At 59.0% G+C, this 24,269-nt stretch carries 25 protein-coding genes, 1 tRNA gene and 2 pseudogenes; 12 read left to right on the forward strand and 16 right to left on the reverse strand.

Annotation, left to right across the window (positions count from 1 at the left end):
- The first annotated feature begins 10 nt into the window (after positions 1-10).
- Positions 11-916: an agmatinase gene (speB, locus tag HSS18214_RS0110840; RefSeq protein ID WP_050980309.1), complete on the forward strand. Its 906-nt coding sequence runs from the start codon at positions 11-13 to the stop codon at positions 914-916.
- Positions 917-940: 24 nt separating this feature from the next.
- Here the strand turns inward: speB and HSS18214_RS0110845 are convergent, their stop codons facing one another.
- The gene (locus tag HSS18214_RS0110845; RefSeq protein WP_016915319.1) at positions 941-1,756 is read right to left on the reverse strand and encodes an alpha/beta fold hydrolase; all 816 of its coding nucleotides are present in this window, start codon (positions 1,754-1,756) and stop codon (positions 941-943) included.
- A gap of 429 nt (positions 1,757-2,185) precedes the next feature.
- On the opposite strand from HSS18214_RS0110845, the gene HSS18214_RS0110850 reads away from it, so the two are divergent.
- Both HSS18214_RS0110850 and HSS18214_RS0110855 read left to right on the forward strand, forming a co-directional pair.
- Positions 2,186-3,355 carry a M20 metallopeptidase family protein gene (locus HSS18214_RS0110850; protein WP_016915320.1) on the forward strand — a complete coding sequence of 390 codons (1,170 nt, stop codon included), beginning with the start codon at positions 2,186-2,188 and terminating at the stop codon, positions 3,353-3,355.
- A gap of 51 nt (positions 3,356-3,406) precedes the next feature.
- Positions 3,407-4,912 (forward strand): AbgT family transporter, encoded by a 1,506-nt coding sequence (locus HSS18214_RS0110855; protein ID WP_016915321.1) that lies wholly within the window; start codon positions 3,407-3,409, stop codon positions 4,910-4,912.
- Between the two features lie 2 nt (positions 4,913-4,914).
- On the opposite strand, the gene HSS18214_RS0110860 is transcribed toward HSS18214_RS0110855, so the two are convergent.
- Complete coding sequence (locus tag HSS18214_RS0110860) at positions 4,915-5,811, reverse strand: LysR family transcriptional regulator (protein WP_016915322.1); 897 nt, start codon at positions 5,809-5,811, stop codon at positions 4,915-4,917.
- Positions 5,812-6,077: 266 nt separating this feature from the next.
- On the opposite strand from HSS18214_RS0110860, the gene HSS18214_RS19815 reads away from it, so the two are divergent.
- Complete coding sequence (locus HSS18214_RS19815) at positions 6,078-6,164, forward strand: small membrane protein YohP (protein ID WP_443089279.1); 87 nt, start codon at positions 6,078-6,080, stop codon at positions 6,162-6,164.
- 57 nt (positions 6,165-6,221) lie between these two features.
- Here HSS18214_RS19815 and pcaF read toward each other — a convergent pair whose 3' ends face one another.
- From pcaF to HSS18214_RS18800, 5 genes and pseudogenes are all read right to left on the reverse strand, one after another.
- Positions 6,222-7,409, reverse strand: coding sequence for a 3-oxoadipyl-CoA thiolase (gene pcaF, locus HSS18214_RS0110870; RefSeq protein WP_050980310.1), 1,188 nt, complete (start codon positions 7,407-7,409; stop codon positions 6,222-6,224).
- Positions 7,410-7,463: 54 nt separating this feature from the next.
- A pseudogene (locus HSS18214_RS19550) lies at positions 7,464-7,820 on the reverse strand (CoA transferase subunit A); the annotation flags it as partial.
- A gap of 205 nt (positions 7,821-8,025) precedes the next feature.
- Positions 8,026-8,886 (reverse strand): lyase family protein, encoded by an 861-nt coding sequence (locus HSS18214_RS18130; protein WP_016915324.1) that lies wholly within the window; start codon positions 8,884-8,886, stop codon positions 8,026-8,028.
- Positions 8,887-9,087: 201 nt separating this feature from the next.
- Complete coding sequence (gene aroQ, locus HSS18214_RS0110885) at positions 9,088-9,534, reverse strand: type II 3-dehydroquinate dehydratase (RefSeq protein ID WP_016915326.1); 447 nt, start codon at positions 9,532-9,534, stop codon at positions 9,088-9,090.
- A complete protein-coding gene (locus tag HSS18214_RS18800) occupies positions 9,531-9,680 on the reverse strand; it encodes a hypothetical protein (protein WP_237718612.1) in 150 nt (49 codons plus the stop codon). Before HSS18214_RS18800 ends, aroQ begins: the two co-directional genes overlap by 4 nt.
- Before the next feature lie 77 nt (positions 9,681-9,757).
- On the opposite strand from HSS18214_RS18800, the gene HSS18214_RS19555 reads away from it, so the two are divergent.
- The 3 genes from HSS18214_RS19555 (at position 9,758) to HSS18214_RS19820 (ending at position 11,174) form a co-directional block, all read left to right on the forward strand.
- Positions 9,758-9,994: an HAD family hydrolase gene (locus tag HSS18214_RS19555; RefSeq protein ID WP_272942916.1), complete on the forward strand. Its 237-nt coding sequence runs from the start codon at positions 9,758-9,760 to the stop codon at positions 9,992-9,994.
- A gap of 66 nt (positions 9,995-10,060) precedes the next feature.
- The gene (locus HSS18214_RS0110900) at positions 10,061-10,855 is read left to right on the forward strand and encodes an IclR family transcriptional regulator domain-containing protein (protein ID WP_016915329.1); all 795 of its coding nucleotides are present in this window, start codon (positions 10,061-10,063) and stop codon (positions 10,853-10,855) included.
- A 232-nt stretch (positions 10,856-11,087) separates the two neighbouring features.
- Positions 11,088-11,174 carry a small membrane protein YohP gene (locus HSS18214_RS19820; RefSeq protein WP_443089279.1) on the forward strand — a complete coding sequence of 29 codons (87 nt, stop codon included), beginning with the start codon at positions 11,088-11,090 and terminating at the stop codon, positions 11,172-11,174.
- A gap of 206 nt (positions 11,175-11,380) precedes the next feature.
- On the opposite strand, the gene hglS is transcribed toward HSS18214_RS19820, so the two are convergent.
- Positions 11,381-12,742, reverse strand: coding sequence for a 2-oxoadipate dioxygenase/decarboxylase HglS (gene hglS, locus HSS18214_RS0110910; RefSeq protein ID WP_016915330.1), 1,362 nt, complete (start codon positions 12,740-12,742; stop codon positions 11,381-11,383).
- Between the two features lie 283 nt (positions 12,743-13,025).
- Between hglS and HSS18214_RS18140 the strand changes: the two genes are divergently transcribed.
- Entirely contained in the window at positions 13,026-13,943 is a 918-nt protein-coding gene (locus HSS18214_RS18140; RefSeq protein WP_016915332.1) for a LysR substrate-binding domain-containing protein, read from the forward strand.
- Between the two features lie 160 nt (positions 13,944-14,103).
- Positions 14,104-14,400: a flagellin N-terminal helical domain-containing protein gene (locus HSS18214_RS19560; protein WP_083844201.1), complete on the forward strand. Its 297-nt coding sequence runs from the start codon at positions 14,104-14,106 to the stop codon at positions 14,398-14,400.
- Here the strand turns inward: HSS18214_RS19560 and HSS18214_RS18810 are convergent.
- Positions 14,320-14,876 (reverse strand): annotated as a pseudogene (locus tag HSS18214_RS18810) (IS5 family transposase); the annotation flags it as partial. The gene HSS18214_RS19560 and the pseudogene HSS18214_RS18810 overlap by 81 nt on opposite strands.
- A gap of 76 nt (positions 14,877-14,952) precedes the next feature.
- Between HSS18214_RS18810 and HSS18214_RS18145 the strand changes: the two are divergent.
- Positions 14,953-15,906, forward strand: a complete 954-nt coding sequence (locus HSS18214_RS18145) for an ATP-binding protein (RefSeq protein WP_016915333.1) — start codon at positions 14,953-14,955, stop codon at positions 15,904-15,906.
- Positions 15,907-16,037: 131 nt separating this feature from the next.
- Here HSS18214_RS18145 and HSS18214_RS0110930 read toward each other — a convergent pair whose 3' ends face one another.
- Positions 16,038-17,456: an IS1380-like element ISPsp9 family transposase gene (locus HSS18214_RS0110930; RefSeq protein WP_083844143.1), complete on the reverse strand. Its 1,419-nt coding sequence runs from the start codon at positions 17,454-17,456 to the stop codon at positions 16,038-16,040.
- A gap of 107 nt (positions 17,457-17,563) precedes the next feature.
- Here HSS18214_RS0110930 and HSS18214_RS18150 point away from each other — a divergent pair, with 107 nt between their 5' ends.
- Positions 17,564-18,256, forward strand: a complete 693-nt coding sequence (locus tag HSS18214_RS18150; protein ID WP_237718614.1) for a PD-(D/E)XK nuclease domain-containing protein — start codon at positions 17,564-17,566, stop codon at positions 18,254-18,256.
- A gap of 28 nt (positions 18,257-18,284) precedes the next feature.
- Here HSS18214_RS18150 and HSS18214_RS0110940 read toward each other — a convergent pair whose 3' ends face one another.
- From HSS18214_RS0110940 to HSS18214_RS18160, 5 genes are all read right to left on the reverse strand, one after another.
- Positions 18,285-18,608: a helicase-related protein gene (locus HSS18214_RS0110940; RefSeq protein ID WP_083844202.1), complete on the reverse strand. Its 324-nt coding sequence runs from the start codon at positions 18,606-18,608 to the stop codon at positions 18,285-18,287.
- Positions 18,609-18,797: 189 nt separating this feature from the next.
- Positions 18,798-19,115, reverse strand: coding sequence for an RpnC/YadD family protein (locus HSS18214_RS19565; RefSeq protein WP_232710811.1), 318 nt, complete (start codon positions 19,113-19,115; stop codon positions 18,798-18,800).
- A complete protein-coding gene (locus HSS18214_RS19570) occupies positions 19,091-19,648 on the reverse strand; it encodes an Rpn family recombination-promoting nuclease/putative transposase (protein WP_016915337.1) in 558 nt (185 codons plus the stop codon). Before HSS18214_RS19570 ends, HSS18214_RS19565 begins: the two co-directional genes overlap by 25 nt.
- Positions 19,620-19,781, reverse strand: a complete 162-nt coding sequence (locus HSS18214_RS19575) for a hypothetical protein (RefSeq protein WP_162129523.1) — start codon at positions 19,779-19,781, stop codon at positions 19,620-19,622. The genes HSS18214_RS19570 and HSS18214_RS19575 overlap by 29 nt, the downstream gene beginning before the upstream one ends.
- 99 nt (positions 19,782-19,880) lie before the next feature.
- Entirely contained in the window at positions 19,881-23,387 is a 3,507-nt protein-coding gene (locus tag HSS18214_RS18160; protein WP_156808512.1) for a DEAD/DEAH box helicase, read from the reverse strand.
- Between the two features lie 352 nt (positions 23,388-23,739).
- On the opposite strand from HSS18214_RS18160, the gene HSS18214_RS19580 reads away from it, so the two are divergent.
- Positions 23,740-23,865, forward strand: a complete 126-nt coding sequence (locus HSS18214_RS19580; protein WP_232710814.1) for an AAA family ATPase — start codon at positions 23,740-23,742, stop codon at positions 23,863-23,865.
- 218 nt (positions 23,866-24,083) lie between these two features.
- On the opposite strand, the gene HSS18214_RS0110960 is transcribed toward HSS18214_RS19580, so the two are convergent.
- Positions 24,084-24,160 (reverse strand) — tRNA-Arg (locus tag HSS18214_RS0110960).
- Positions 24,161-24,269 lie beyond the last annotated feature (109 nt).

Raw genomic sequence — 24,269 nt, forward strand, 5'->3', positions numbered from 1 at the left:
ATCGCAGATCATGCCGAGCCTGTTTGGTGACGTCATCTCCACCTTCATGGGGGTACCCAAAGCCACCGACCCAAGCGCTACCGACGCCGAGGTCGTGGTCAGCGGTGTGCCGTTCGATCTGGCCTGCTCCGGCCGCTCGGGCACGCGCATGGGGCCTAATGCGATTCGCCAAAGCACGGCCAACCTGATTTGGGAAGGCAAGCGTTGGCCGTGGGATTTTGCGTTGGAAGAGCGCCTGCGGGTGTGCGATGCCGGCAACCTGGACTACGCCTATGGCGAACCAGAAAGCCTGATCGACAACCTGGAAAGCCACGCCATGCGCTGGCTGAAAGCGGGTAAAAAGATGCTGACGCTGGGTGGCGACCACTACATCAGCCTGCCGCTGCTGCGTGCCCATGCCCGTGAACACGGCCCGCTGGCGCTGATTCATTTCGATGCTCACACCGATACCTACGAGCAAGGCACACGCTATGATCACGGCACCATCTTCCATCATGCACTGAAGGAAGGCCTGGTCGTCCCGGAGCATTCACTGCAGATTGGTATTCGTACCAGCTATGACCGCCACAACCACCCTTACGAGGTGCTGGACGCCGACTGGGTGAACGACCACGGCCCGGCGGCAGTACTGGAGCGCATTCGCGCGCGGGTAGGTCATCACCCCGCCTACGTGACGCTGGATATCGACGGCCTCGACCCGGCCTTTGCGCCCGGCACCGGCACCCCCGTGTGCGGTGGTCTCTCCACGGACCTGATGCTCAAGGTGGTTCGCGGCATGGTCGGCATGGAGCTGGTGGGCATGGACCTGGTGGAAGTCAATCCGGCCTATGATCACGGCGACATTACCTCGCTGGCCGCCGCCACGTTAGGGCTGGAATTCCTCTACACGCTGGCGGCTTCCAAGCCCGTCAAGTGATGGCAAAGCCGCCTGGGCCATCGCTCAGGCAGCTTTGTTCAGCCAGCGAATGACCTGCTCGGCGACGGCGTCCGGGTGGGTCATGTGAATACAATGCCCTTTGGTGGGCATGACGCTGAGCAGGCTGTTGGGCATCAGCTGGTGCACGAACTCGCCCACGGCCACGCTGGCCAGCTTGTCATCCTCGCTTTGCAGGATCAGCGTCGGGTGTTCCGAGATGGGCAACAGGTAACGATAATCGGAAAAGAACGTTGCCACGGCAAAGGTCTTGGCCACGGTCGGATCGGTGGAGCAGAAACTCTCCGACAGCTCGCCGACGAGGTCTTCAGTGCCCTCTTCCCCCACCACGATAGGCGCCAAATACTCGGCCCAGCCGGTATGGCTGCTCTCCATCAAGTCGATCAGCGAATCCAGGTCGGCCTTTTCGAACCCACCGAAATAGTCGGGGGGCATGTTCAAAAAGCACGGTGAAGGGCACACCATCACTTGCCGGGTAATGCGTTCAGGCGCCTGCGCGGCGGCCAGCAAACCGATATTGCTGCTGACGGAGTGGCCAATAAAGACGGTGTTGGTCAATTCCAGCGCTTCACACACTTCGATGACATCTCGGGCATAGCCATCCAGCGTGCTGTAGCGTACCTCGTTGAAGTCGGATTTCAGCGAATCCCCCGACCCTACGTAGTCGAACAGCACCAGGGTATAGGTATCTTTCAACTTGGGTACCAGGTACTGCCACATGTTCTGATCGCAGCCAAACCCATGGGCCAGGATCAGCGTGGTGTCGCCGCTGCCCATGACTTTGACGTTATTACGAAACATCACCCGCTCTTTGGTCAGCATAGGTCCTCCCTTGTTGGCACACCGCGCCATCTCGATGGTCACTTCAGGGCCTGCCCCCCACCTGCCGGTCATGCCCGCCACCCTTCATACCTTTTCCATGCCATCGTTACATAACGAAATGGCGGTGGACACTCCGAAATCGTGAACGATTGTTTCTCGCCTGCTCCAGCTGCCCACCAAGATCGCGACACCTTTCATCGAGACTCCCCAAGCGGTTTCGCGGGACGGCAGTACCAAAAACACGTTACTGAACGACGCACATCCGCAGCCTAATGAAGCGAGCGGCTGGCAGCCAGCCTGCTCGGTAACGCCGAGTGTTGCTCCACAAGCAACAATCCCAACGTTTTCTGGTACTCGTTCCTGCCCGCCAAGTCGCTTAGCGTGATAGATGCCCATAACGACACTGACAACGGCACCAGAGGACAGGAAATGCCTTACACCCCCTTTTTCAATGACGCACAGGTCGACGCGGCGGTTGCCATCCGGCACCAGTTGCACCAACACCCAGAGCTGAAGTTCGAGGAAACGCAGACCGCCCGTCTCGTGGCCCAGCGCTTGCGCGACCTGGGGTATCACGTGACCGAAGGTTTGGCGACCACCGGCGTCATGGCCGAGCTGGACACCGGCCGCCCCGGCCCCGTGATTGCCTTTCGGGCCGATATGGATGCCCTGCCCATCAGGGAAGCCAACGCGTTCGAGCACCGCTCCCAGCGCGACGGGCTGATGCATGCCTGCGGCCACGACGGGCACACCGCCACGCTGCTGCTGGCCGCAGAAGCCATCATCGCCCAGCGCGACCAGCTTTGCGGCTACATCAAGCTGCTGTTTCAACCGGGTGAAGAGGGCGGCAACGGTGCGGATAAAATGGTCAAGGCCGGTGTGCTCCAGCACCCGCAGGTAGAGGCCATTTTTGGCTACCACAACCGCCCAGGCTTTCCCGCAGGGCAGCTATTCGTCAAACCCGGTCCGGCCATGGGCGGTAACGATACCTTCAAGATCACCTTGTCGGGCGTATCGGGCCACGCTGCCATGCCGCATCTGGCGGTCGACCCCATTTATGTGGGGGCGTCGCTGGTGCAGCAGTTGCAAGGGCTGGTGGGCCGCCATAAATCACCCCTGGAAGCTGGCGTGATCACCGTGGCCGCCTTTCATGCGGGCGATGCCGCCAATGTCATTCCGGGCACGGCAGAGCTGCTGGTCAATATTCGCAGCGACCGTGAAAGCTCACGCAACGCCCTGGTGGGCAAACTGGAACAAGTGGTGGCCGGGGTGTGTGCCGCCCACGGCGCCCACTTCTCGCTGGAGCATCAGCATCAGATTCCGCCGCTGGTCAACGACGCCGAGTGGTCCCGGCAGGTGCTGGCCATCGCTACCGAGCAGGGGGTCAGCCCAGACATCCAGCAGCTCGATTACATGCCCACCATGGGCGCCGAAGATTTTGCCTTCTACCTGCAAGAGGTGCCTGGCTGCTTCTTCTTCGTGGGCAATGGCGACAGCGCGTACCTCCACAACGAACATTACGACTTCAACGATGCCATCTTGCCGGTGGCCGCCGGGATGTTCGTGGCGCTGGCCCGTTCACTGCTCCAGCGCCGTTGAGCGACACCTCCAACACGATTGCAATAACAACGTCTCAACAAGGATTCACTCATGCAAGGTGTTCTGACTTCCATTGAACGGGTGGGCAACAAGCTGCCGCACCCCTTTATTCTGTTTACTGTGCTCGCCGCGCTGGTGGTCGTGGTCTCGGCCCTGCTGTCGGCACTGGGCGTCTCGGCCATCAACCCCCAAACCGGCGACGAGGTCGTCGTGCGCAGCCTGCTATCGGCCGAGGGGGTCGAGTTCATGCTGACCAGCGTGGTCAGCAACTTCGTGAACTTTCCGCCGCTGGGGCTGATTCTGGTGGTGATGTTCGGTATCGGCCTGGCCGACAAGGTGGGCTTGATGTCGACGCTCATGCAGGTCAGCGTGGCCAAGGCTCCCCCGTCGCTGCTGACGTTTTGCGTCTTCATGGCAGGCATTTGCGGCAGCATTGCATCAGATGCCAACTACCTGATTTTGATTCCCCTGGCGGCCATGGTCTATTACTCCGTTGGCCGCCACCCAGTGGCCGGAGCCGCGGCGGCCTATGCCGCCGCCGGGGCTGGCTTCGATGCCAGCCTGTTCATCACCGTCGGGGATGCGCTGTTCGCGGGCATCACCACGGAAGCAGCGCGGCTGGTCGACCCCGAGGCGTATGTCTCGCCCGTCGACAACTACTACTTCGTTGCCTGTTCGGTCTTCGTGCTGGCGATGGTCGGCACCTTGCTGATCGACAAGGTCGTGGAGCCCCGCCTGCAGCGCACGCTGCCCATGAGCAAGGACTTCAAGACCGACGTGGTAACCCATGAGCTGACCGCTTCGGAACGCCGGGGCCTCAAGCGCGTGGGGCTGGCAACGCTGGCGTACATCGCGCTGGTGTTACTGGCCGTGTTGCCGGAGGCCTCACCGCTGCGCAACGATGACGGCGGTTTGATTCCCTCGCCGTTTTTGAGCTCTCTCGTTCCGCTGATGTTTCTCTACTTCGTGACGATTGGCCTAGTGTATGGCATCACCACGGGCAAGATCACCAGCAGTCGCGACGTCCCGCAGCGCATGGCCGAATCTGCCAGCGACCTGGCCCCCACGCTGGTGCTGTTCTTTGCCATTTCCCAGTTCATCGCCTATTTCGGCTGGTCGGCACTGGGGCAGTATATCGCCATCGAGGGCTCCAACATTCTCCAGAACACGGGCTTCACCGGGCTGCCGCTGGTGGGCGCGTTCATCGTCATGAGCGCCACCCTCAACATCTTCATGACCAGCGGCTCGGCCCAGTGGGCGCTGATGGCACCGGTGTTCGTGCCCATGCTGATGATGATCGACTTCGACCCGGCCTTCGTGCTGGCGATGTTCCGCATCGGCGACTCCAGCACCAACATCATCTCGCCCATGAGCCCCTACTTTTCGGTGGCACTGGTGTACATGCAGCGTTACAAACCGGACATGGGGCTAGGCACCTTGATCGCCACCATGTTGCCCTTGGCCATGGGCTTTTTGCTGGCCTGGTCGGCGTTTCTGATGTTCTGGTTGATGATGGGCTGGCCCATCGGCCCAGGGGTCTACATGATGGCGAACTAGCCTTACTGCATCGCTTTCATCAGCTTCCACAAATAGTCGGCAGCGGGCGACAGCCTTCTGCCGACGCGGCGTACCAGATTGCCCTGGCTGCGGGCGGCCATGGGGTGATCGATGGGCACCGCCTGCAGCAACCCTGCCTCGATCTCGCTGCGCGCCGCCGCCGCCGTCATGAACGCGACCCCCACCCCCGCACTGGCCATGCGCCGGGCCACCGAGTGCAAATTGCAGCGATACGCGGGCGTGGCTGGCTGCCCCGCTGCTGCAAACAGGGCATTCACGAACTGCTGCGACCCGGACACCTCCGGCAGGAAGATCAACTTCTGCTGCAACAGCTCTGCCACGCTCACGCTGGACTGCCTGGCCAAAGGGTGAAACGGCGCCACCAGCGCACACAGCGGCCCCCGCTCGAACGAGTGCACCACCAACCGAGGGTCCGAAATAGGGCCATAGGTAATGGCGATGTCCACTTCATCGTTCGCCACCATGTCATGGGGTTCACGCGGGTAGTAGATGCCGGTCTTGATCTCGATCAGCACCTCAGGGTAGTGCTCGGCAACGCGCCGCATCACGTGATTGATGAAACTGTCCACGAACCCATCCCCCACCGACACCACGACCTTGCCCGCCTGCAAATTGCGCAGCCGCGCCAGCGTATCGGTCAGCTCGGCATTCAAGCGCCGCTGGGCCAGAAAGCCCTCCACGACCAACTGGCCAGCCTCGGTAAGCATCACATGACGCCCCTGGCGCTCCAGCAGCGCCATACCCAGCGCCTGCTCCAGCGAGCGCACCTGCCGACTCACCACGGAAGGGTTCAGCTGAAGATGCTCCGCCGCCGCGCGAATCCCCCCGCAGCTACTGACTTCAAACAGGTAGAAGGCCCGTTTATCGAGAAGGGTCATAGGCGTCACCAGAATCGTCTCCAGGCGTCGCAGTCATCGAGTGGGCAACCTTTCAATGACTACAGGAAACTGGCATTTTGCCATCGGCATCACCCTGAGCGCCAAACACTCGTCTGAATAAGCGTTCCAGGTACGCTCGTTTGCACAAACCCCTAGTGACTCCTACCCTTTAACTCGAAGGCTGAAGCGGCCATCTTCAAGGCTTTCGCCAGTAGCTGCGCCGTTAGTTCATGAAGAGCTGACCGATACACTTAAGAAGAAGCGACATGTTGAAATTCCTGGCAAGCACCGTCGGTATCATTTTCATGATTGGCCTGCTGGTGGTCATTGGGCTACTGATGTTGATCTTCTAGTGTCAAGATGACGTATTGAAAGTGCCTGATGCCAGGCACTTTTCGTTTAGCGTATGCTCAAACGCGTTCGATCAGCGTCGCAATGCCCTGCCCCACGCCGACACACATGGTGCACAGCGCATAGCGCTTGCCACTGTTTTGCAGTTCGTGGGCCGCCGTCAGCAGCAGCCGCGCGCCCGACATCCCTAGCGGGTGCCCCAGAGCGATGGCACCTCCGTTCGGGTTGACGCGTGGGTCATCGTCGGCCAGCCCCAAGTCGCGCATACAGGCCAAGGCCTGGGCAGCAAAGGCCTCGTTGAATTCGAACACATCGATATCGTCCATGGCGATCCCCGTGCGCTCGAGCAACTTCTGCACGGCGGGCACCGGTCCGTAACCCATGATGCATGGTTCGACACCGGCAGTGGCCATGCCGATGATTTTGGCCATCGGGGTCAGGCCATGGCGTTTGACTGCGGCTTCGCTGGCCACCAGCATGGCCGCCGCTCCGTCGTTGACGCCCGAGGCGTTGCCCGCCGTGACGCTGCCCCCATCACGGAAAGGCGTCGGCAGGCCCGCAAGCTTCTCCAGCGTGGTTTCCCGCAGGTGTTCGTCCTGGTCGAAAAGCAGCGCTGCCTGCTTGCGACGCGGAATCTCGATGGCGGTGATCTCCTGGGCAAAGCGACCGGCCTTTTGGGCCGCGGCGGCTTTTTGCTGGGAGCGCAGCGCAAAGGCGTCCTGGTCTTCCCGGGAGATATTGAACTGCTCAGCGACGTTTTCGGCGGTTTCCGGCATGGAGTCCACCCCATAGGCCTTCTTCATCGCAGGATTGATAAAGCGCCAGCCGATGGTGGTGTCTTCGATGGTCTGGCTGCGGGCAAAGGCACTGTCGGCCTTGCCCATGACGTAGGGCGCCCGAGACATGGACTCCACACCGCCCGCCAACGCCAGCTCCATTTCGCCCGCCTTGATGGCACGGAAAGCGGTGCCCACGGCATCCATCCCCGAACCACACAGACGGTTCATGGTCGTGCCGGGAACCGAGGTGGGCATGCCCGCCAGCAGCGACGCCATGCGCGCCACGTTGCGGTTGTCTTCTCCCGCCTGGTTGGCGCAGCCCATAAAGACTTCTTCGATGGCCGCCGGGTCCAGGTTCGGCGCGTCAGCCAGTACTGCCTTGAAAATCGCGGCGGCAAAGTCGTCGGGGCGCACGGAGGGCACGGCGGCCAAGCGCTCGCCGGTAAAGGGGCATTCGATGAACTTGATCTGCTCATTGACGCTGGGTAGCTCGCTCCCCACGTAGCCACGCAGCACGGCCAGCGGCAGGCCAGCGGCCCCTGCTTCGAAGGCGCAGGCCATGGCGGCGTGGCTATGCTCCAGAATCTCGACCTGATGCGGCCAGCCTTTCTCAACGGCATCGCGCAGGCGATGCAAGGAACCCACGCCCGGATTACCGCCCCAGGAAAAGATCACTTTCCTGGCGCAACCCGCCCCGATCAGCTGGTCGTAGATGATATCTGGGGTCATCCGAATCAGCGTCAGGTCGCGCTTTTTCTGGCGGATCACTTCGTGACCTGCCGCAAAAGGAATCAAATGGGTAAACCCTTCCATGGCAACGGTAGCGCCGTCCTGGACGTAGCGCGCTACCGCGTCATGCAAGCTGAGAAACTCGGCCATTGTTGGTTGCCTCTTCACTGGACGTTGGCGTACTTATTCGTATTGGCGTACTAACTCGTTATGTTCGTTAAACGAACATAGATTCTCTATACGAACAAGTTACTGTCGAACGATAATGGGGTCAAATGGCTTCTTCACTGAATGCCTATCGAGCATGATGGAAGGCATTCTCGAAAACCCAACAAAAACATTAAATAACAAAAACTTATATGTTTAAAAGCCAATTTTTTGCGCGTATCACCTGCTCCTCGCTGCTACCAAGGTATAAAGCGGGGTCACACACCCGGCTCAGCTCTTCAGGCGTTAGTTGACGGTTAACGTCAGGATATTCGAGCAGGACTTCCGCGTAGGGCCGCGCCTGAAGACGGGAGGTTTCTGCCGCTTCAGCACTCAAAGCCTTCGCGCGCTCAGGCCCGAGGCAGGCCGTCAGTAACTTCGCCACGGGCTCTGCCATGATGCCGCCGCCCGTCGCCCGCAAGTTGCGCTGCATGCACTCTGGATACACTTCCAGCCCTTCGAGCAACACCACCAGCTGCTCCAGCGCACCTTCCGTGAGCAGCGCGCTTTCGATGAGCGGCGCCCATTCGGCATGCCACTCCCCCAGCCCCCTCTCCAATGGATGGGCGGCAGCATTCAACAGCACCGAGGCGTGACCATGTACCTGGCGTGCAGCCCCGCGGATCAAGGCACTGCGTACGGGGTTGCGTTTATGGGGCATGGAAGAGGACTCCCCCATGCCGGGGGCAGAGGGCTCAGCGACTTCGCCCACTTCTGTCTGGGTCAGCAGGGAGACATCCAGCGCTACCTTTTCTGCAGCGCCGACCACGGCATCCAGGGCCGTACCAAGCGCGTGAACAGGGTAACGATCGGTATGCCAAGGCAGCGTTGGAGCTGCCAAACCGAGATGCGTTGCCAACGCATCCATCCACCCAAGGCCCTGAGCATCCCAGCCAGAGTGCACTCCCACGGCACCCCCAAACTGCACAGGAAGCTCAATGGCACCCAAACGACGCAGGGACCGCTCCAGGCCGACGGCCCAATGCGCGACTTTTACCCCAAAGGTCATGGGCAGTGCCTGGGGTCAGCACGGCGGCCATGCTGGTAGCCACGGTGGCTTCCTTTTTTACCCTTAGCCTCATTCTCTGGCTGGTCAGCCTTACCCACTGGCTGGCTTTTTGATAGTGCCAATGAAATGCTCTTCATGACGGTCAGAGTCGCCTTACAGGAAGCGGCTCGTCATCAAGGCGCGATATGGCTCCCGCGAGTGTTACTGATCGGCGGCTTTCATCACCGCGTCCAGGGCCGCCTGGTAGCCTTGTGTGCCCAGCCCGGCAATCACACCATCGGCCCGCAGTGAGACATAGGAGTGGTGGCGAAAGCGCTCACGCTTGTGCACATTGGAAATGTGCACTTCGATCACTGTGCCCTCGAAGGCATTCAAAGCATCCAGGATAGCCACAGAGGTATGGGTATAAGCGGCGGGGTTGATAATGATCGCCTGGGTGCCATCGAGGCGTGCAGCGTGAATGGCATCGATCAGGGCGCCCTCATGGTTGCTCTGCAGGCAGTTCAGCGTCCATCCCGCCATCACGGCTTTTTCACGCAGCGCGTTATTGACGTCTTCCAGCGTCTCGTAGCCGTAGATTTCCGGCTGCCGAGTGCCCAGTAAATTCAGGTTGGGCCCATGCAGGACAAGCACTTTAGCCTGGCTCATGCATCATTCTCCTTCAGCAGTTGGCGGCGATAGTGGGCAAATAGCGTGGCCGATTGCTGCGCTGCTGCCTCGCGTTTGGCGTCATCTTCACAAAAAAACTTGAAGGCGTCGACGCCTTGAAAGACGAACAGGCTGACACCGCTCACCACCGCAGCACCGACCTGCTTCGCCGCCGCAATAAACTCGGTGACAGCGGCAGCTTGCGCAATTCTTTATTGAGACGGTGGGGGCACCGCCTGATAAAGCCACTGGTTTGGGGCAGCTGCTGGTCAGACAAGGCCACGCCGCAAAGCACACCGTCATGATTGGCGACTCTTACAATGACTACCGCGCGGCCCGCTCCAATGGCACGCGATTCATTGGCGTCGCGGCCGAGCCCCATCAATCCCCTTTCCCTGCCGATACCGTGGTCATCAATGACCTGAGTCAACTGGAAGAGGCATTGCTGATCCTGGAATAATTGTTCGGCATTCGAACAATATGCTACATTGTTGCCTGACCAAGCATCCACCAATGAGAATGCAACATGGCAGATATTCTACAGGCAGATGCCCTGCAGCCTGATGACAGAGACTTTGTTACCGCCCTTGCCAGCGGCCTGGAAGTCATCATGGCGTTTGACGATTCACACCCCAGAATGACCCTCAGCGAAGTGGCTGCGCGCACCGGCATGAACCGCGCAAAAGCACGTCGATTTTTGCTGACGCTACATGCGCTGGGATACGTTAGAAAACAGCAGCGTTACTTTGAGCTGTCTCCCAAAGTATTACAGCTCGGCTACTCTTTTCTCTCTGCCAACAATTACCGCAGTGTGATCCAGCAGTATCTGGAGGATATTACTGCGCAGTGCGGGGAATCGTCATCACTAGGCATTCTGGATGGCGATGAGGTGATTTATGTCGCACGCTCCGCAGCCCCCCATCGGTTGATGTCTATTTCGCTCTCTGTGGGCACACGCCTGCCTGCGGCCCACACCTCCATGGGCCGTGTGCTGCTTGCTCAGCTCTCCGAACCGGCATTGGATGCCTATTTATCGAGAATTGTGCTCGAACGCCATACTGAGAAAACGATTACCGATAAAGAGTACCTTAAAAAATGCATCAACAAGGTTCGTCAGCAAGGCTATGCCATCTCTGATCAGGAGCTGGACCCAGGCTTGCGGTCGTTGGCCGTCCCTGCATTTGACATGAATGGAAAGCTGCTGGGCGCCATCAATATCAGTACCAATGCGGCCAGGGTCGATATGGAGACGCTGCTTAAACACCACCTGCCGCTCCTGCAGGAAAAAGGGCGTTTGATCCGCTCGACCATCAGTGCCTAGCCTTGAGCTTCAAGCTTCGTGAAGCAGACGAGGAAAATGCGCGCACCGCCAGCTATCTTTAAAAGATTTCATTCATTTTCATGAAGATAGCTGAGCAAAGCATATAACTGCTTGTGCTCAACATTTGCACAAGCATGGGCTAGCTTCTACATTGAGTACAGTATATGAACTAAGGATACACCTATCTCGTTAGCTCATGAGGAGCTAATCATCACAATCAAGGAGAGATAACATGTTGAAATTTCTGGCAAGCACCGTCGGCATCATTTTCATGATTGGCCTACTGGTCGTCATAGGCCTATTGATGCTGATTTTCTAGACTGATTGCCATATTGCTCATTTTTAATGAATTGATGCCCTCCTAAACAAAGCACTGATATTTCAAACCATGCTGTAAAGCAAAGGGTTGCCAAGAGGAGTAGGTACCCTGCTGACCTCTTGGCAAACCTGAATTATTGTGGCCTGATTAAAACCATCGTGCCGCAATATGCTCATCCAAGACTCTTCTATAAGTTCTCTCCCCGCCTAACCTGCTCCACCCAACCACGCCAACACGGCCTCTTTCGAGCGCTGTTCGCGTTCGGCATATAGCGCCAGCTCATCCTGCACCGGGGCGCCCAGGGCGGCTTCGAAGGCGTCGCGGTTTGCGTTACCGGCGTAGGCGCCGTTTTCACTGCCGCCCAGGTTGGATTGGAAAATACCGGCGGCACTAACGGGCAGGAAGTCTTCGTAGGTGATGGGCTGGGCCTCGACCCACCCCTGGGCCAGCAGCGTTTCCAGGTCGGCGTGCTCAGCGCGGCCCTTGGCTGCCCGCCCGGCGTCGGTCAGGTAATAGTGGAAGTAGGCCAGCTGCTCGGTGCGAATCGCCTCGTGGTGGTCCGGAAACGCGGTGAACACGCGCTCCATGACGGCCTGATGGGCGTCATTGTCCAGGCCAACGGTCTGGGCACGCCCCTGGTTCAGCAGCTCATCATAAAGTGCCCGCCCTTTGGGGGTCAGCGCCATGCCGCGCTGCTCGATTTCACCAAAGCGCGCCGTATGGGTGCCCTGGGCCTCCCCGGCGAAACGAATCGACTCCTCCAGCGCCCGAAAGCTGGTTTGGCGCAGCAACATGGGGCACTCCCGGCGGGGCGGCCCTTCGATCACCGCTTTGGGGTTCATGCCCATGCTCGGCATACGACGCTGTGCTTCGTCGATATCCAGGGTTCTGGGCGTCAGGTGGTTGATGTGCGGCCCCTTGAAACACACCACATCGGCAATCAGGCGATGCTCGTCGTGCAGCGCCTGATAGGTTTCCAGGTCGACGGTCGCTTCCTGATGCCAGCGGAAGGTTTCCAGCGCCTCGCTGACGAACTGGTCGGCCTCTTCACTGCTCAACCCACCCTGAGTTTCGTGGCGCTGGATGAGCGCCCGCACCGTGGGGGTAAAGATATCCCGCTGGGCCAGAATCTCCTCGGCGCGACGGCGCAGCGCCTCGCTCTCGATCAGCTCCAGGCGCAATAAAGAGGTAAAGACTCGGAAAGGATTCAGCGCGAGGGCCTCGTCTTCGATGGGCCGAAACGCCGTAGAGTGCACCGGCACGCCCGCTTCCGAGAGGTCGTAATACCCCACCGGGTACATCCCCATGACCGCAAACAACCGGCGCAACATGGCAAGCTCGGCCTTGGTGCCCACCCGGATCGCCCCGTGGCGCTCAACGCTCAGCCGGGCCAGCTCGCCCTGTGCCTTCAGGCGGCGGTGCAGCGCGGGCTGCTGCTGAAGGGTTTCCTGGTTCACCCGCTCGACCAGTTCCAGCAGCGCACCGTACTGCGGCACTTCCGCTTGATACATGGCCGACATCGCCTTGGAAAAACGGTCGCGTATTGCATCAGTGGTGATAAAGGACATGTTGTGGCTCTCTGGGTCGATAAAGAACGGCACGCGTCGCCAGCCTCATGGCCTCTTCATGACACGTGCTTGCGCTGCGTTCTATCAAACCGACTCGGGGAGCGAACCACAAACGAAAAAAAGCACTCAATGCATGCCAAAAAGGAATGCTTAAAGGCTTTTATAAAGAGCGGCGAGCACCGGGTACCCAACAGTATGGCGCCCAAGGGAGCCCTTTGGTAGGGTGGGATCCCTTACCGTCATTCCGTTGAGTGACGCTTGCCCAGGAGCGCCCGCGTTCACCATGCGCAATCTTCCTTCCATCACCGCCATGCAGTGCTTCGAAGCGGCCGCCCGCCACATGAGCTTCACCCGGGCTGCCGATGAGCTGAACCTGACCCAGAGCGCGGTCAGCAAACAGGTGGCACAGCTGGAAACCACCCTGGAGCACAAGCTGTTTCGCCGGGTACGCCGCAGCCTGCTGCTGACCCCCGAAGGGGCGATTTTCCTGAGCGATGTGCGCAAAGTGCTGACCCAAATCGAGATGTCCACCCAGGCCATCATGACGTACAGCGGCCACAGCGAAGTGCTCAACATCGCCACCCTGCCCAGCTTCGGCAGCCGCTGGCTGGCCAACAAGCTGCCCTCGTTCATGGCGGCGCATCCTGGTATCAGCCTGGCGTTTCACGACCGCGTCGAGGATTTCGACCTGGAGCAGGAGAACATCGACATTGCCCTCTTGTATGGGCACGGCAGCTGGCCCAATCTGGCCTGCCACAAGCTGGCCGACGACCTCATGGTCGCCGTCGCCTCCCCAGCCTGGCTGGCCCAGCACCCGATTCATTCACTCGATGATTTGACGCAGCGCCCGCTGCTCCACCTTTCGACCCGCCCGGATGCCTGGCACCACTGGTTTGCCAGCCAGCACGTCATGACCGAGCGCAGCTACCACGGCACCCGTTTCGAAACCTTCCCCATGCTGGTCAGAACCGCCATGGCAGGCGGCGGCGTGGCACTGGTGCCCCACTTCACCGTGGATGAAGAGCTGGAGAGCCAACGGCTCGCCCTGGCATGGCCGTACCAACTGCTCAGCCGCAACGCCTACTACCTCGTCTACCCCGAACACCTGGGAGAGCTCGCCAAGGTGCGCCGCTTCGTTGAGCATGTGGTGCCGTTTGGGGAATACAGAAAGAGCCTTGCAAGCCACAAATCAAGCAGTTAAGCAACACCAATCAGGCTGGTTATCTCAAGCACATACCGCATCATGAGAGTTGCAGTCGCAGCACGACAACAGACGTCCCATCATCTCACTCGCCAGCACGCTAAATTTATTTTAATATTTGTCGCAATATCTCACTATCGTGGACAAGAAGAGCGGAACAATGGCGACGATCAACACCAGTTTTGCTGCGCTCAAGGCACAGCAAAACCTGAATAATACTGGCGCAAAGCTGTCGACAAGTATTGAGCGACTTTCTTCTGGTCTTCGGATTAATAGTGCAAAGGATGATGCAGCAGGGCAAGCGATTGGTAATCGCATGGCGACCAACCTGCAAGCAAATTCCACCATCACGCGGGGAATCAACGACGGCGTTTCACTAGGCTTTGTACGAAAAGTTAGCTCGCAGGCAGCGGTCTATGCATGCCACGCATACCATCGCCCTAAAGCTGCTTGCTAACTTATCGTAGCGTGTGGCAATGCGGCGTAGCTCCTTTAGCCAGCTAAAACAGCGTTCTACCGCATTTCGTTGTCGATATTTAGGCTTATCAAACCGTCTAGGTAGACCTGGCCGCCTTCTTCGATACATGTTGCGTTGAGCTATGACCGGCTTCATCCCGTGCCTATCGCAATAACGACGCAGCTCATCGCTGTCATAGCCTTTATCAGCCACCATATAGCGACTACGTTTGCGCGGGCACCCTACGTTACCAGGCAGATAAACGCTCTCTAATGTCGAAATAAAGTGCCGAGAGTCTACCTCTTGGCCGGGAGACAGCGTGAATGCCAGAGGCCAACCATGACGATCGCAAACCAAATGAATTTTGGTGGTTAACCCCCCGCGACTGCGGCCAAGGGCATGATCTAGCGGTTCTTCAGAGCCCCTTTTTTGCCGCCTCCTGCGGCAGCACGGGTGGCACGAACCGATGTTGAATCACCACCTGCCCTACTTGCCACCGTGCTAAACTCATCGCCAACGACACAAGCGAACAGGTTATCATGGGAGTCCTCAATGTCATCTGCTCAACGCCGTAAACTCCCCATTGGCATTCAGTCCTTTGAGAAGCTGCGCAAGGGTCAGTATTACTACGTCGACAAAACGCCCTTGATTCACACCATGGCTGAAACGGGCGGTTACTATTTCCTCTCCCGCCCGCGACGGTTTGGTAAAAGCCTGCTGCTGGATACGTTGCGCTGCCTGTTTGAAGGCCATGAAACCCTGTTTGAAGGACTTTATATTCACGATAAGTGGGACTGGCAGCAGCAACACCCGGTACTACGCCTCAGTTTCTCCAGCGGAGTGGTTAACAGCCGCCAGGACCTGGACGCCAACATTCGTTATCAGCTGCAACAGCAGCGAGCAAACCTGAAAATTGAGACACCGCCGCCTGAGCGAATTGCCGACGATTTCGCCAACCTGATCGAGCACGCCCAGCATGTCCATGGGCAACGCGTCGTGGTGCTGATTGATGAGTACGACAAGCCCATATTGGATAATATCCTCGACGCTGACAGGGCTCGCGAACTTCGCGAGGGGCTGAAAAATTTGTATAGCGTGCTCAAGGATGCCGACCCACACCTGCATTTTGTGTTGCTGACGGGTGTCTCTAAATTCAGCAAAGTCAGCCTCTTTTCGGGGCTGAACAATCTGCGCGATATCACGCTTTCATCTGACTATGCCGCCATCTGCGGCTATACCGACCACGATGTCGATACCGTCTTTGCACCGGAGCTGCCCGGGCTTGACCGTGAAGATATTCGCCGCTGGTATAACGGCTACCGCTGGGGTGGGCAGGACGTTGAAGCGGTCTATAACCCCTTTGATGTGCTGCTATTGCTAGAAGAGCGTAAATTTAGCCCTTACCCCGCCTTATTCACGAGGGCGCTGATTGAGCGGTCTGAAGGTACTGGCTGTTGGCATTGCTCATCAGGATTCGCCTTTTCAGCGCGAGTGGCTGTTGAGTAATGCCTGAACGCAGCCCTTTTCCTACTTACTTATAGCTCTTTGGAATCAATGGTGGCCGTCCAAGCAGCCGTGATCGCCGACCGCCGCTCCGGTCGCTCGCTTTCTGATGCTGTGGTGGTCTCGCAGGAGCGTCAGCTCAGTGCGGTCAGCTTCGGTAGCCCCTTCAGCAGCGTCGGCCACCACTTGTCGGCGGCGGCACCCAGATGAACGGTGATTCGCCGAGCGTGCAGCCTCAGCGTGGCGGCGACCTTGAGCACCTGCTCGCGCATCCGACTCAGACTCCAGCCTTGTCGGGTTTGCCGCTCCAGGAGGCAGCGCAGGCCATGCAGGACCTGGTAGGCGTAGAGGCTGAGCAGCAGGCTCACCTCGTTGCGCGCCATCACGTTCTGAACGGTGGAGGCGCCGCGATCGGTCGACGAGAGGTGCACGTCGAGCGCCGACTTCACTTCGCCCATGTGCGCCTCGGCGCTGCCGCGCTTGCGATAGAGTGCCAGGACCTTCTCTGGCGGCCAGTCGAACTTGCTGAGGTTGGTGACCAGGAAGAAGGCATGCAGCAGCAGGTCATCGGGGCGTTCCTGCACCACCAGCACTACGCGCCGCGGTGCCGACCAGGAGCCGGCTTGGTACTCCAGATCGTGGCACCACTCGCGAGGCTGCTCGGGTGGCCGGCCGGGTGGCCGCTTCAGGAGCGGTGCTGCCAGCTTCTGTAGACCGGTGTGACTGCGCAACCGGCCCAGGTATTCGATCTCCCGATCCTCCAGGGCCTCCAGCGTCGCGTTATCGGTAAAACCGGCGTCGATGCGCACACGAACCTGTGCCCCGGTGCTCTCGTTGAGTCGTCGTACCAGATGCGGGATCCAGGTGTCGGCGTTCTCTGCCGGGCCGGCGTTGCCCTCGCGCAGCAGGCCGCCCACCATGTCGCCGGTCTCCGCCAACGATGCGACCAGCGGCGAGTAGATGCGGGCCCCGTAAAGGCCATGATAGGCCGACCCGCCCTGATGGCCATGCACCTCGATCGGCAGGCCATCGATGTCCAGCGTCAGCTGTTTGGGGCGCTCGCCGTTCTTCAGCGAGGTCAGGCGCCAGACCACCAGTCGCAGCAGGCCTTCGTGCACGGCATCGATGTTGTCGTCTCGGCCGAGGCAGGTCAGCAGCCGCGACAGCGTGGCTTGAGACGGCCTGTCCTGCGCCAATGGCGTCGTCCCGCGTGCATCGCTGCAGGCCAACTGCCAAAGCGGGTCACGGCGCAGCGTGTCGGTATCGCTGAGATCGATCCAGCCCATCGCACGCTGCAGCACCAGGGTACGCAACTGGCTGGCCAGCGAATGAAGGATGCGCAGCGGGTGGCGTCGATCGACCAGATTGTCTTCCAGCGCCTCAATCACGCCGCTGTTGTCGAGGGCCTCACGCAACAGCAGAGCGCCGCTGTCGCTGGTGGTGCGCTGGCCGCTCAGCTCAACACGGACAGAGCCGTTGCATGAGGGCGTCCAGGTGGATAGGCTTTCACCCATGGCGAGTGGTCCTCTTGAATCGTGTTCTGGCAGGAATATCCTGATTCTACAAGAGAAAACCACTCGCCATCTTCGTTTTCAGGTCGGCCTCATGAATAAGCCGGGCTTACTGGTTTGAGAGCGCCACGCCCACGTTTTTGGTGGACTTGCTGAAAGCACGCGGTGTGTTTACCCCGCAACTTGGCACCCTTCAGGCCAAGGCACAGTTGTTGGGCCGCTTTGATGTCGATGACATCGCAACCGAGGCACTGCTGTTTCAGACCGGCTATATCACCATCAAGGATATGCAGGAGCCGATGGTGGGCTACCAGCTGTACTCGCTGGGGTTTCCTAACCGGGAAGTCGAAAGCAGCCTGAACGAGTTTCTGTTGCCCGTGCTGGGTATCCCAGACAGCGACGCGCAAACCTATCAACTGGCGCTGTTTAAGGTACTGCATGAGCATGATCTAGCAGGGCTGGAAGGTCACCTCAAAGCTCTCTACGCCGGCCTGCCCCACGACTGGTATCGCAACAACCCCATTGCCAAATACGAAGGGCATTATGCCAGCGTGTTCTACAGCCACTTCGCGGCACTGGGGGTGGGCGTGACGGTGGAAGACGCCAGCCACCGGGGTAAAGTCGATATGAGCGTCGACTTCGGCGGGCATATTTACCTTTTCGAGTTCAAGGTCGTGGAGCAGCTGCCTGAGGGAAAAGCACTGGAGCAGATCAAAGCCAAAGGCTATGCCGACAAACACCGTGCCAGTGGCATGCCCATTCATCTCATTGGCGTGGAGTTTTCCAGCATTGAGCGCCAAATCGTAGCGTTTGAGGTGGAAACGCTTGCCACTGACACATAATATCTCCGGCCTCATCCATTCACTTAAGTTACGCCACCGGCGCAAACAGCAGTGCCAGGTCTTCCTCGTCGAATAGCGGGCCGTTACTCTGGCGTTCGGCACCGCCTTCCAAGATGGAAGCGGCCAGGGCTGCCTTGCGCGACTGCAAGTCGTGAATGCGCTCTTCTACGGTACCGACACACATCAGCTTGTAGACAAACACGGGATTCTGTTGGCCCATGCGATGGGCACGGCCTGTCGCCTGTGCTTCCACCGCCGGATTCCACCAAGGGTCGTAATGAATCACGGTATCAGCCACCGTGAGGTTGAGTCCGGTGCCGCCAGCCTTGAGGCTAATCAGAAAGACCGGAATCTCACCTGCTGAAAGCGCACTACGCGCTGTGTTCGCGTCTTACCGGGGGTATCGCCCGTTAGGGTGGTGTAGGCGATGCCGTCCTTCTCCAGCGCCTGCCCAATCAATCCCAGCATCTCGGTGAACTGCGAAAACACCAAGGTATGCCGCCTTTCCTCAATCACCCGGGAGTTTCAGCTAACAACAGGCTTAATGCTTAAACATATCGCCCAGGTTATCGGCGAACAGAACTTCACGCATCCAGCCTTTCAATTGATCATGATCGGCTTGGCTAAGCTGCGCTTCTACCCACTCGGGCACATCACCAAACTTGAAATTGAGTTGAGTACGCACAACTTCACGTGCTTCTGCCAAGCGACCTTCTTGCAGGCCTTCTTGCCGACCTTCCAGGCGCTCTTTCTTGACAAGATTTTCTAAGTTCTCTGCCAACATGGCTTTATCCTCCATCAGGCTGTCTAGCCGATCCAGATTGACCTCGGCACTCAGCCCAAGTGCCGCTTTAGCCAACGAGTGATGATCCGGTCGGTGCGTTCCTTGTTGGGGTCGGCCTGAATAATTGCCACCACACGATCCACCGCATTTTGCAGAGCTTCCCAGCTTTCTCCAGCGTTTTCCACGCCAAAAACACCACTAAGCGGTGTCTGGCGCAGGCCTAACTCTTCGTTAGTATAGCGCCCTTCGTCGACCAGGTAATAGCGAAGACGCGGCTGGTAGACCTGCAGGAAACTCGGCGGTTCCGGCCGAATCATGTCGTATATGTTCAGCGGTGCCGTCCAAGGCTTGGCGCCGTTGTACAGAACCACTGGAAACACCGGTGGCAAGCCTTGTCTGGGAACGATGGCTTTCTGCTTAAGCAGCTCGCTGTAAAAGCAGGCAACGTAGTGCATCAACCGAATCGGCATGGTGCGGTCAACTGATGACTGAAACTCCAGCAGAATGTAAAGAAATACGTCCTGCTTCATACCCTGCCAAGTCACCACCACCGACCACACCACGTCTTCGATCTTCTCTTCAAACAAGGGCGTAATGTAATGACACATTGTGTTTCTTGAGGGTCGCGAAGTTCATTAGCCCGGCGATGTCGGAAGGGGCAAAGCCTTCAATCAGTTGCTGCACGAACTCGGGGTGGCTGAATAGCTCTTTATATCCCGTATCATGATGATGAGTCGCCATCGCGTGTCCCTGCTAATCGTTTGGCAACAGAATACCATGGCGGGTGATGCGTGGCCTTAGGGCAGTGGCATGGAGGTTGTTTTTGCTTTGATGCCTGAACTACGCCACCGGCGCAAACAGCAGCGCCAGGTCTTCCTCGTCGAATAGCGGGCCGTCACTCTGGCGTTCGGCACCGCCTTCCAAGATGGACGCGGCCAGGTCTGCCTTGCGCGACTGCAAGTCGTGAATGCGCTCTTCCACGGTACCGGCACACATCAGTTTGTAGACAAACACCGGGTTCTGCTGGCCCATGCGATGGGCACGGCCTGTCGCCTGTGCTTCCACCGCCGGATTCCACCAAGGGTCGTAATGAATCACTGTATCCGCCGCGGTGAGGTTGAGCCCGGTGCCGCCGGCCTTGAGGCTAATCAAAAAAACCGGCACCTCCCCCTGCTGAAAGCGCGCTACGCGCTGTGTTCGCGTCTTACCGGGGGTATCGCCCGTTAGGGTGGTATAGGCGATACCATCTTTCTCCAGTGCCTGGCCGATCAGCCCCAACATCTCGGTAAACTGCGAAAACACCAGGATACGCCGCCCCTCTTCAATCAGGGGCGGCAACAGTTCCCGCAGTTGATCAAGTTTCGCTGAGCGACGCACCTTTTGGGCGCTGTCGAGTTTGACCAGCCGCGGGTCGCAGCATACCTGGCGCAGCTTGAGCAGCGCATCCAGCATCACGATGCCGGAACCGGCTAGGCCACGTTCGGCAACGGCTTGTTGCACGCGCTGGTGCTGGGCGAGACGTAGGCTCTCGTAGAGTTCTCGCTGAGCACCGCTCAGGGTGATTTCGCGACGCGTCTCGGTCTTATCGGGCAGTTCACCGAGCACCTGCTGCTTGGTCCGGCGCAGCATCAGCGGCGCTAGGCGTCGAGAGAGCTGCTCGCGAAGCGCAACATCTCCCTCCTTCTCGATAGGCGTGCGAAAGCGCTGACCAAACCATTGCTGGCTACCCAGCGCGCCTGGCGCCACAGCATCCAATTGAGCCCACAGCTCGCCCAGGTGATTCTCCAGTGGCGTGCCGGTCATCGCCACGGCACGCTTGGCCTTTAGCGCGCGCACCGCTCGCGCGGTCTGGCTGGCCGCGTTCTTGATGGCTTGGGCTTCATCAAGCACTAACAGGCCGAATGCCGTTTCGCCCAAGCGCTCAAGGTCGCGGATCAGGAGCGCATAGGTGGTAATGACCAGGTCGGCATCGGGTAGCGCCTCCGCGAACTGACGCTCACGCTGGGCTTTGCCGCCTTGCAACGCCACCACCTGGAGATCCGGCGCGAAGCGCGCGGCTTCGGTGCACCAGTTACCCACCAAACTTGTGGGGGCAATCACCAGGGTCGGCCCCTTGAGCGAACCACGAGCCCGCTCATCAAGCACATGCGCCAGGACTTGCACCGTCTTGCCCAGTCCCATGTCATCGGCCAGGATGCCGCCGGTGCCGAGCTCGGAAAGAAAACGCAGCCAGGCCAGGCCGCGGGACTGATAGTCGCGCAACTCACCGACAAAACCGGGTGGTTGGGGTAAGCTCGCCGGCAGCTCGCGTAATCGCTGGGCCAAAGCGCTCACTTCTTCACGCCCTGCCCAGCGCTCGTGCTCGGCGACAGGCGCCACTTTCTCGGCGGCCGTTAGCGGCAATGTCACGGACGCGTCGGGGTCGCGCTCATCGCCCAGCCAATCCAAGATCGGCGTCATTAGCCCACGCAGCCGAGACAAGGGCAGCGTCAAACGGCGATGATCGTCCAGTTCCAAGGTCCAGCTCGCGTCATCGGCCTCCTCTTCGCGGGGCTCCAGGGGAAAATCCTCGCGCTTGAGCAGTTGGCGCAAAATGGGCAGCAGGTTAACCCGCTCGCCTTCCACCTCAATATCCAACGCCAAATCAAACCAGCCGTTACCGGCCGGCTCCAGTTCGCCGTACCACGCCTCGGGCTCAAGATAGATAGGCTCTTTAGGGAAGTCTTCACTGAATTCGATGAGGCAGCCCGCTTGGCGCAACGTGTCTATCATCTCCCACCACTCATCAGGACCGGCGAGGTGCGTTGGCCACTCTGTCGCCCGTGTGGGCGGCGTACCGTGGTGAGGCAATAGCAACGTCCAGGGCGGCAGTTCCAGATATGCGGGTACCGTGCTCTTCTTCTCCAAGTGCTCAAGGGTCACCATGCCCGAGGGCAGGCCATACACCAGGGTCCGCTCGGCCTGGGTATCGCGCTGTATCGTCAGCCGCTGCCCATCCCGGTATCCATTGGCGGTGTCACCCTCTTCGGGCGGTACCTCAATGCCTGCATAATCAAAGCTCACCACGCCGGCGCCCACCTGAATCCAGCGGGGTAGTGGCGCCCCATGGCTAAACCCAAGCTGCCCTTCCGCGACACACATCGTCACTTTGAGTTGGGGTGTAACATCCTTGAGTGTTTGCTCTTCTATCCGTGTCGGTGTGGGCAGGCGTTCAGCCAGTGTGGGTGCCTGCTGAAGCCGTTCGCCCAGCCATTCGCTGATGTCCGGTGGCAGCGGCGGCGACCGATACAGCTTGTCGAGGAGCTCAGGCGCACCCTCCATCCGCCCGAACTGGCCGCGTTCGGGGTCGAGATAGCAGAGGCCACGACCGACTCTGGCGATGATCGCCTCGGAGGAGAGGGTGTCTTCTGGCACGGTGGTCGGATGTAATCGTTGTACGCCTTCACTATCCGCTTGCCAACTCGGTGACAATTGGCAGGTAGGCCCCCGCTCAAGCCGGGTGCCCGTCTGCCTGCGATGAAACAGCAATGGGGGTGTTTCACTCTCCAATAACGCCCATAAGGCCCGGGCCTGAAAAGAATGTGACACCAGTGCCCACATGCGCTGCGTGCTTGACCACGTCACTTCGTGCTCACCGTGCATCAGCTGATCAATGGCCTCCTCCTGCTCGGGGAGCCAACCTCCCTCGGGGGCCGGCACTAGCGCTCCTGACCGACTGACTTCAATACTACGAGGTGCCACCCAGCCGTTACCGCGGCTCTTCTGCTTGCCAGGACGCAACCAGGCGGGCAGCACGGATAAGACAGGCGTTGGGCCCACCTGGTCACGGCTGTCCAGAAACAGCGCAAGTCGATATGTCGCCTCGACACGTTGCCCCTCGCCCACGGATGCCGGCGACTGGTCGAGTTCCTTGATCCACTTTTCCCAGCGCTGTTTAAGCGATTGCTGCGTGTCCGTCTTGCCCGAAGCGCCGTTGTGCGGCTGACGCTCTGCAAACACCTCAGCCCCATTGCCCATCTGGTTGAGAAAGGTCTGGATAAGCGCCACGGCGTGTTTACACCTGACACCCACTGGGCAGCTACAGTCGGTGATGAGCGTCTCATCACGCCCGAGAATGCCAATGGTGACATCCGTGTGGTAAGGCTCGCGCTCGCTCCCCTCCACGTCGCCTGATAACGTCAGCCACTCCGCATCAAGCTCCAGACTCAGCTCACCCAGCACGCGACGCTGATTGGCATAACGCTTGCCGCGCTGCAACGAATTGGCGTCGAAGAAACCCTGCCAATCATTCTGATGAAGCGCGATAAAGAGGGCCATGGCATCATTGGCGCGGGAGTGGTCAGACACAGAAACCTCTAAAAGAAGAAAAATTGGGTGATAAAAAAGCAGTAGTGCGGCGGGACATACGCCCGTTTGAACGGTTCATCATCGCAATCGTTGTCGTGAGGGCGTAATTCTACTCGACACTTCACGTGGTGGGTAACTACCGCTACAAGTCTACCTCTACGCGACCGTGCTAAACTTCCCACCCACACCAAGCGTGAACGGTATCGTCATTGGAGGCCCGCATGTCATCCGCCCATCGTCGCAAGCTTCCCATTGGCATTCAGACCTTTTCGATATCCGCGAAGGCGATTACTACTAAGTCGATAAAACCCCGTTCATTGAGCGCCTAGCCAACCAGAACAAATACTATTTTCTGTCCCGTCCTCGCCGGTTCGGCAAGAGCTTGCTGCTGGACACCCTCCGTTGCCTGTTCGAGGGACGCCAGGCGCTTATAAGCACTAGCTTACGATACTCAGCCGACTTAAGCATCTTGTGCTAAGCGGACGTGAGAATATCGATAGTTATACCCACAAGCGACACACTGGGTAGCAGAACGCTAATATGCGTGTGACACACCGGTGTCAGACAAAAGCCACAGGTCAACGGCTGAGTAGCAGGGCTTGAAGGCAATATTGGCAGGCGTGGCACATGGATGACACAGATTTGACACAAGCAAAACAAAAGGGCTTACGCATTAACGTAAGCCCTTGATATATCTGGCGCGCCCGGCAGGAATTGAACCTGCGACCTTCGGCTTCGGAGGCCGACACTCTATCCAACTGAGCTACGGGCGCTTTGGGTGCGTATCGTACCCGTGTGGGGGCGTGGTGTCCAGCCGCTTGGCGGTTTTCGGCGCGTAGATGATTGACCGTTTTCCCTGCGGTGGTGCATGCTCTGGGGGCA

This window comes from Vreelandella stevensii S18214 (assembly GCF_000275725.1).
Taxonomy (GTDB): domain Bacteria; phylum Pseudomonadota; class Gammaproteobacteria; order Pseudomonadales; family Halomonadaceae; genus Vreelandella; species Vreelandella stevensii.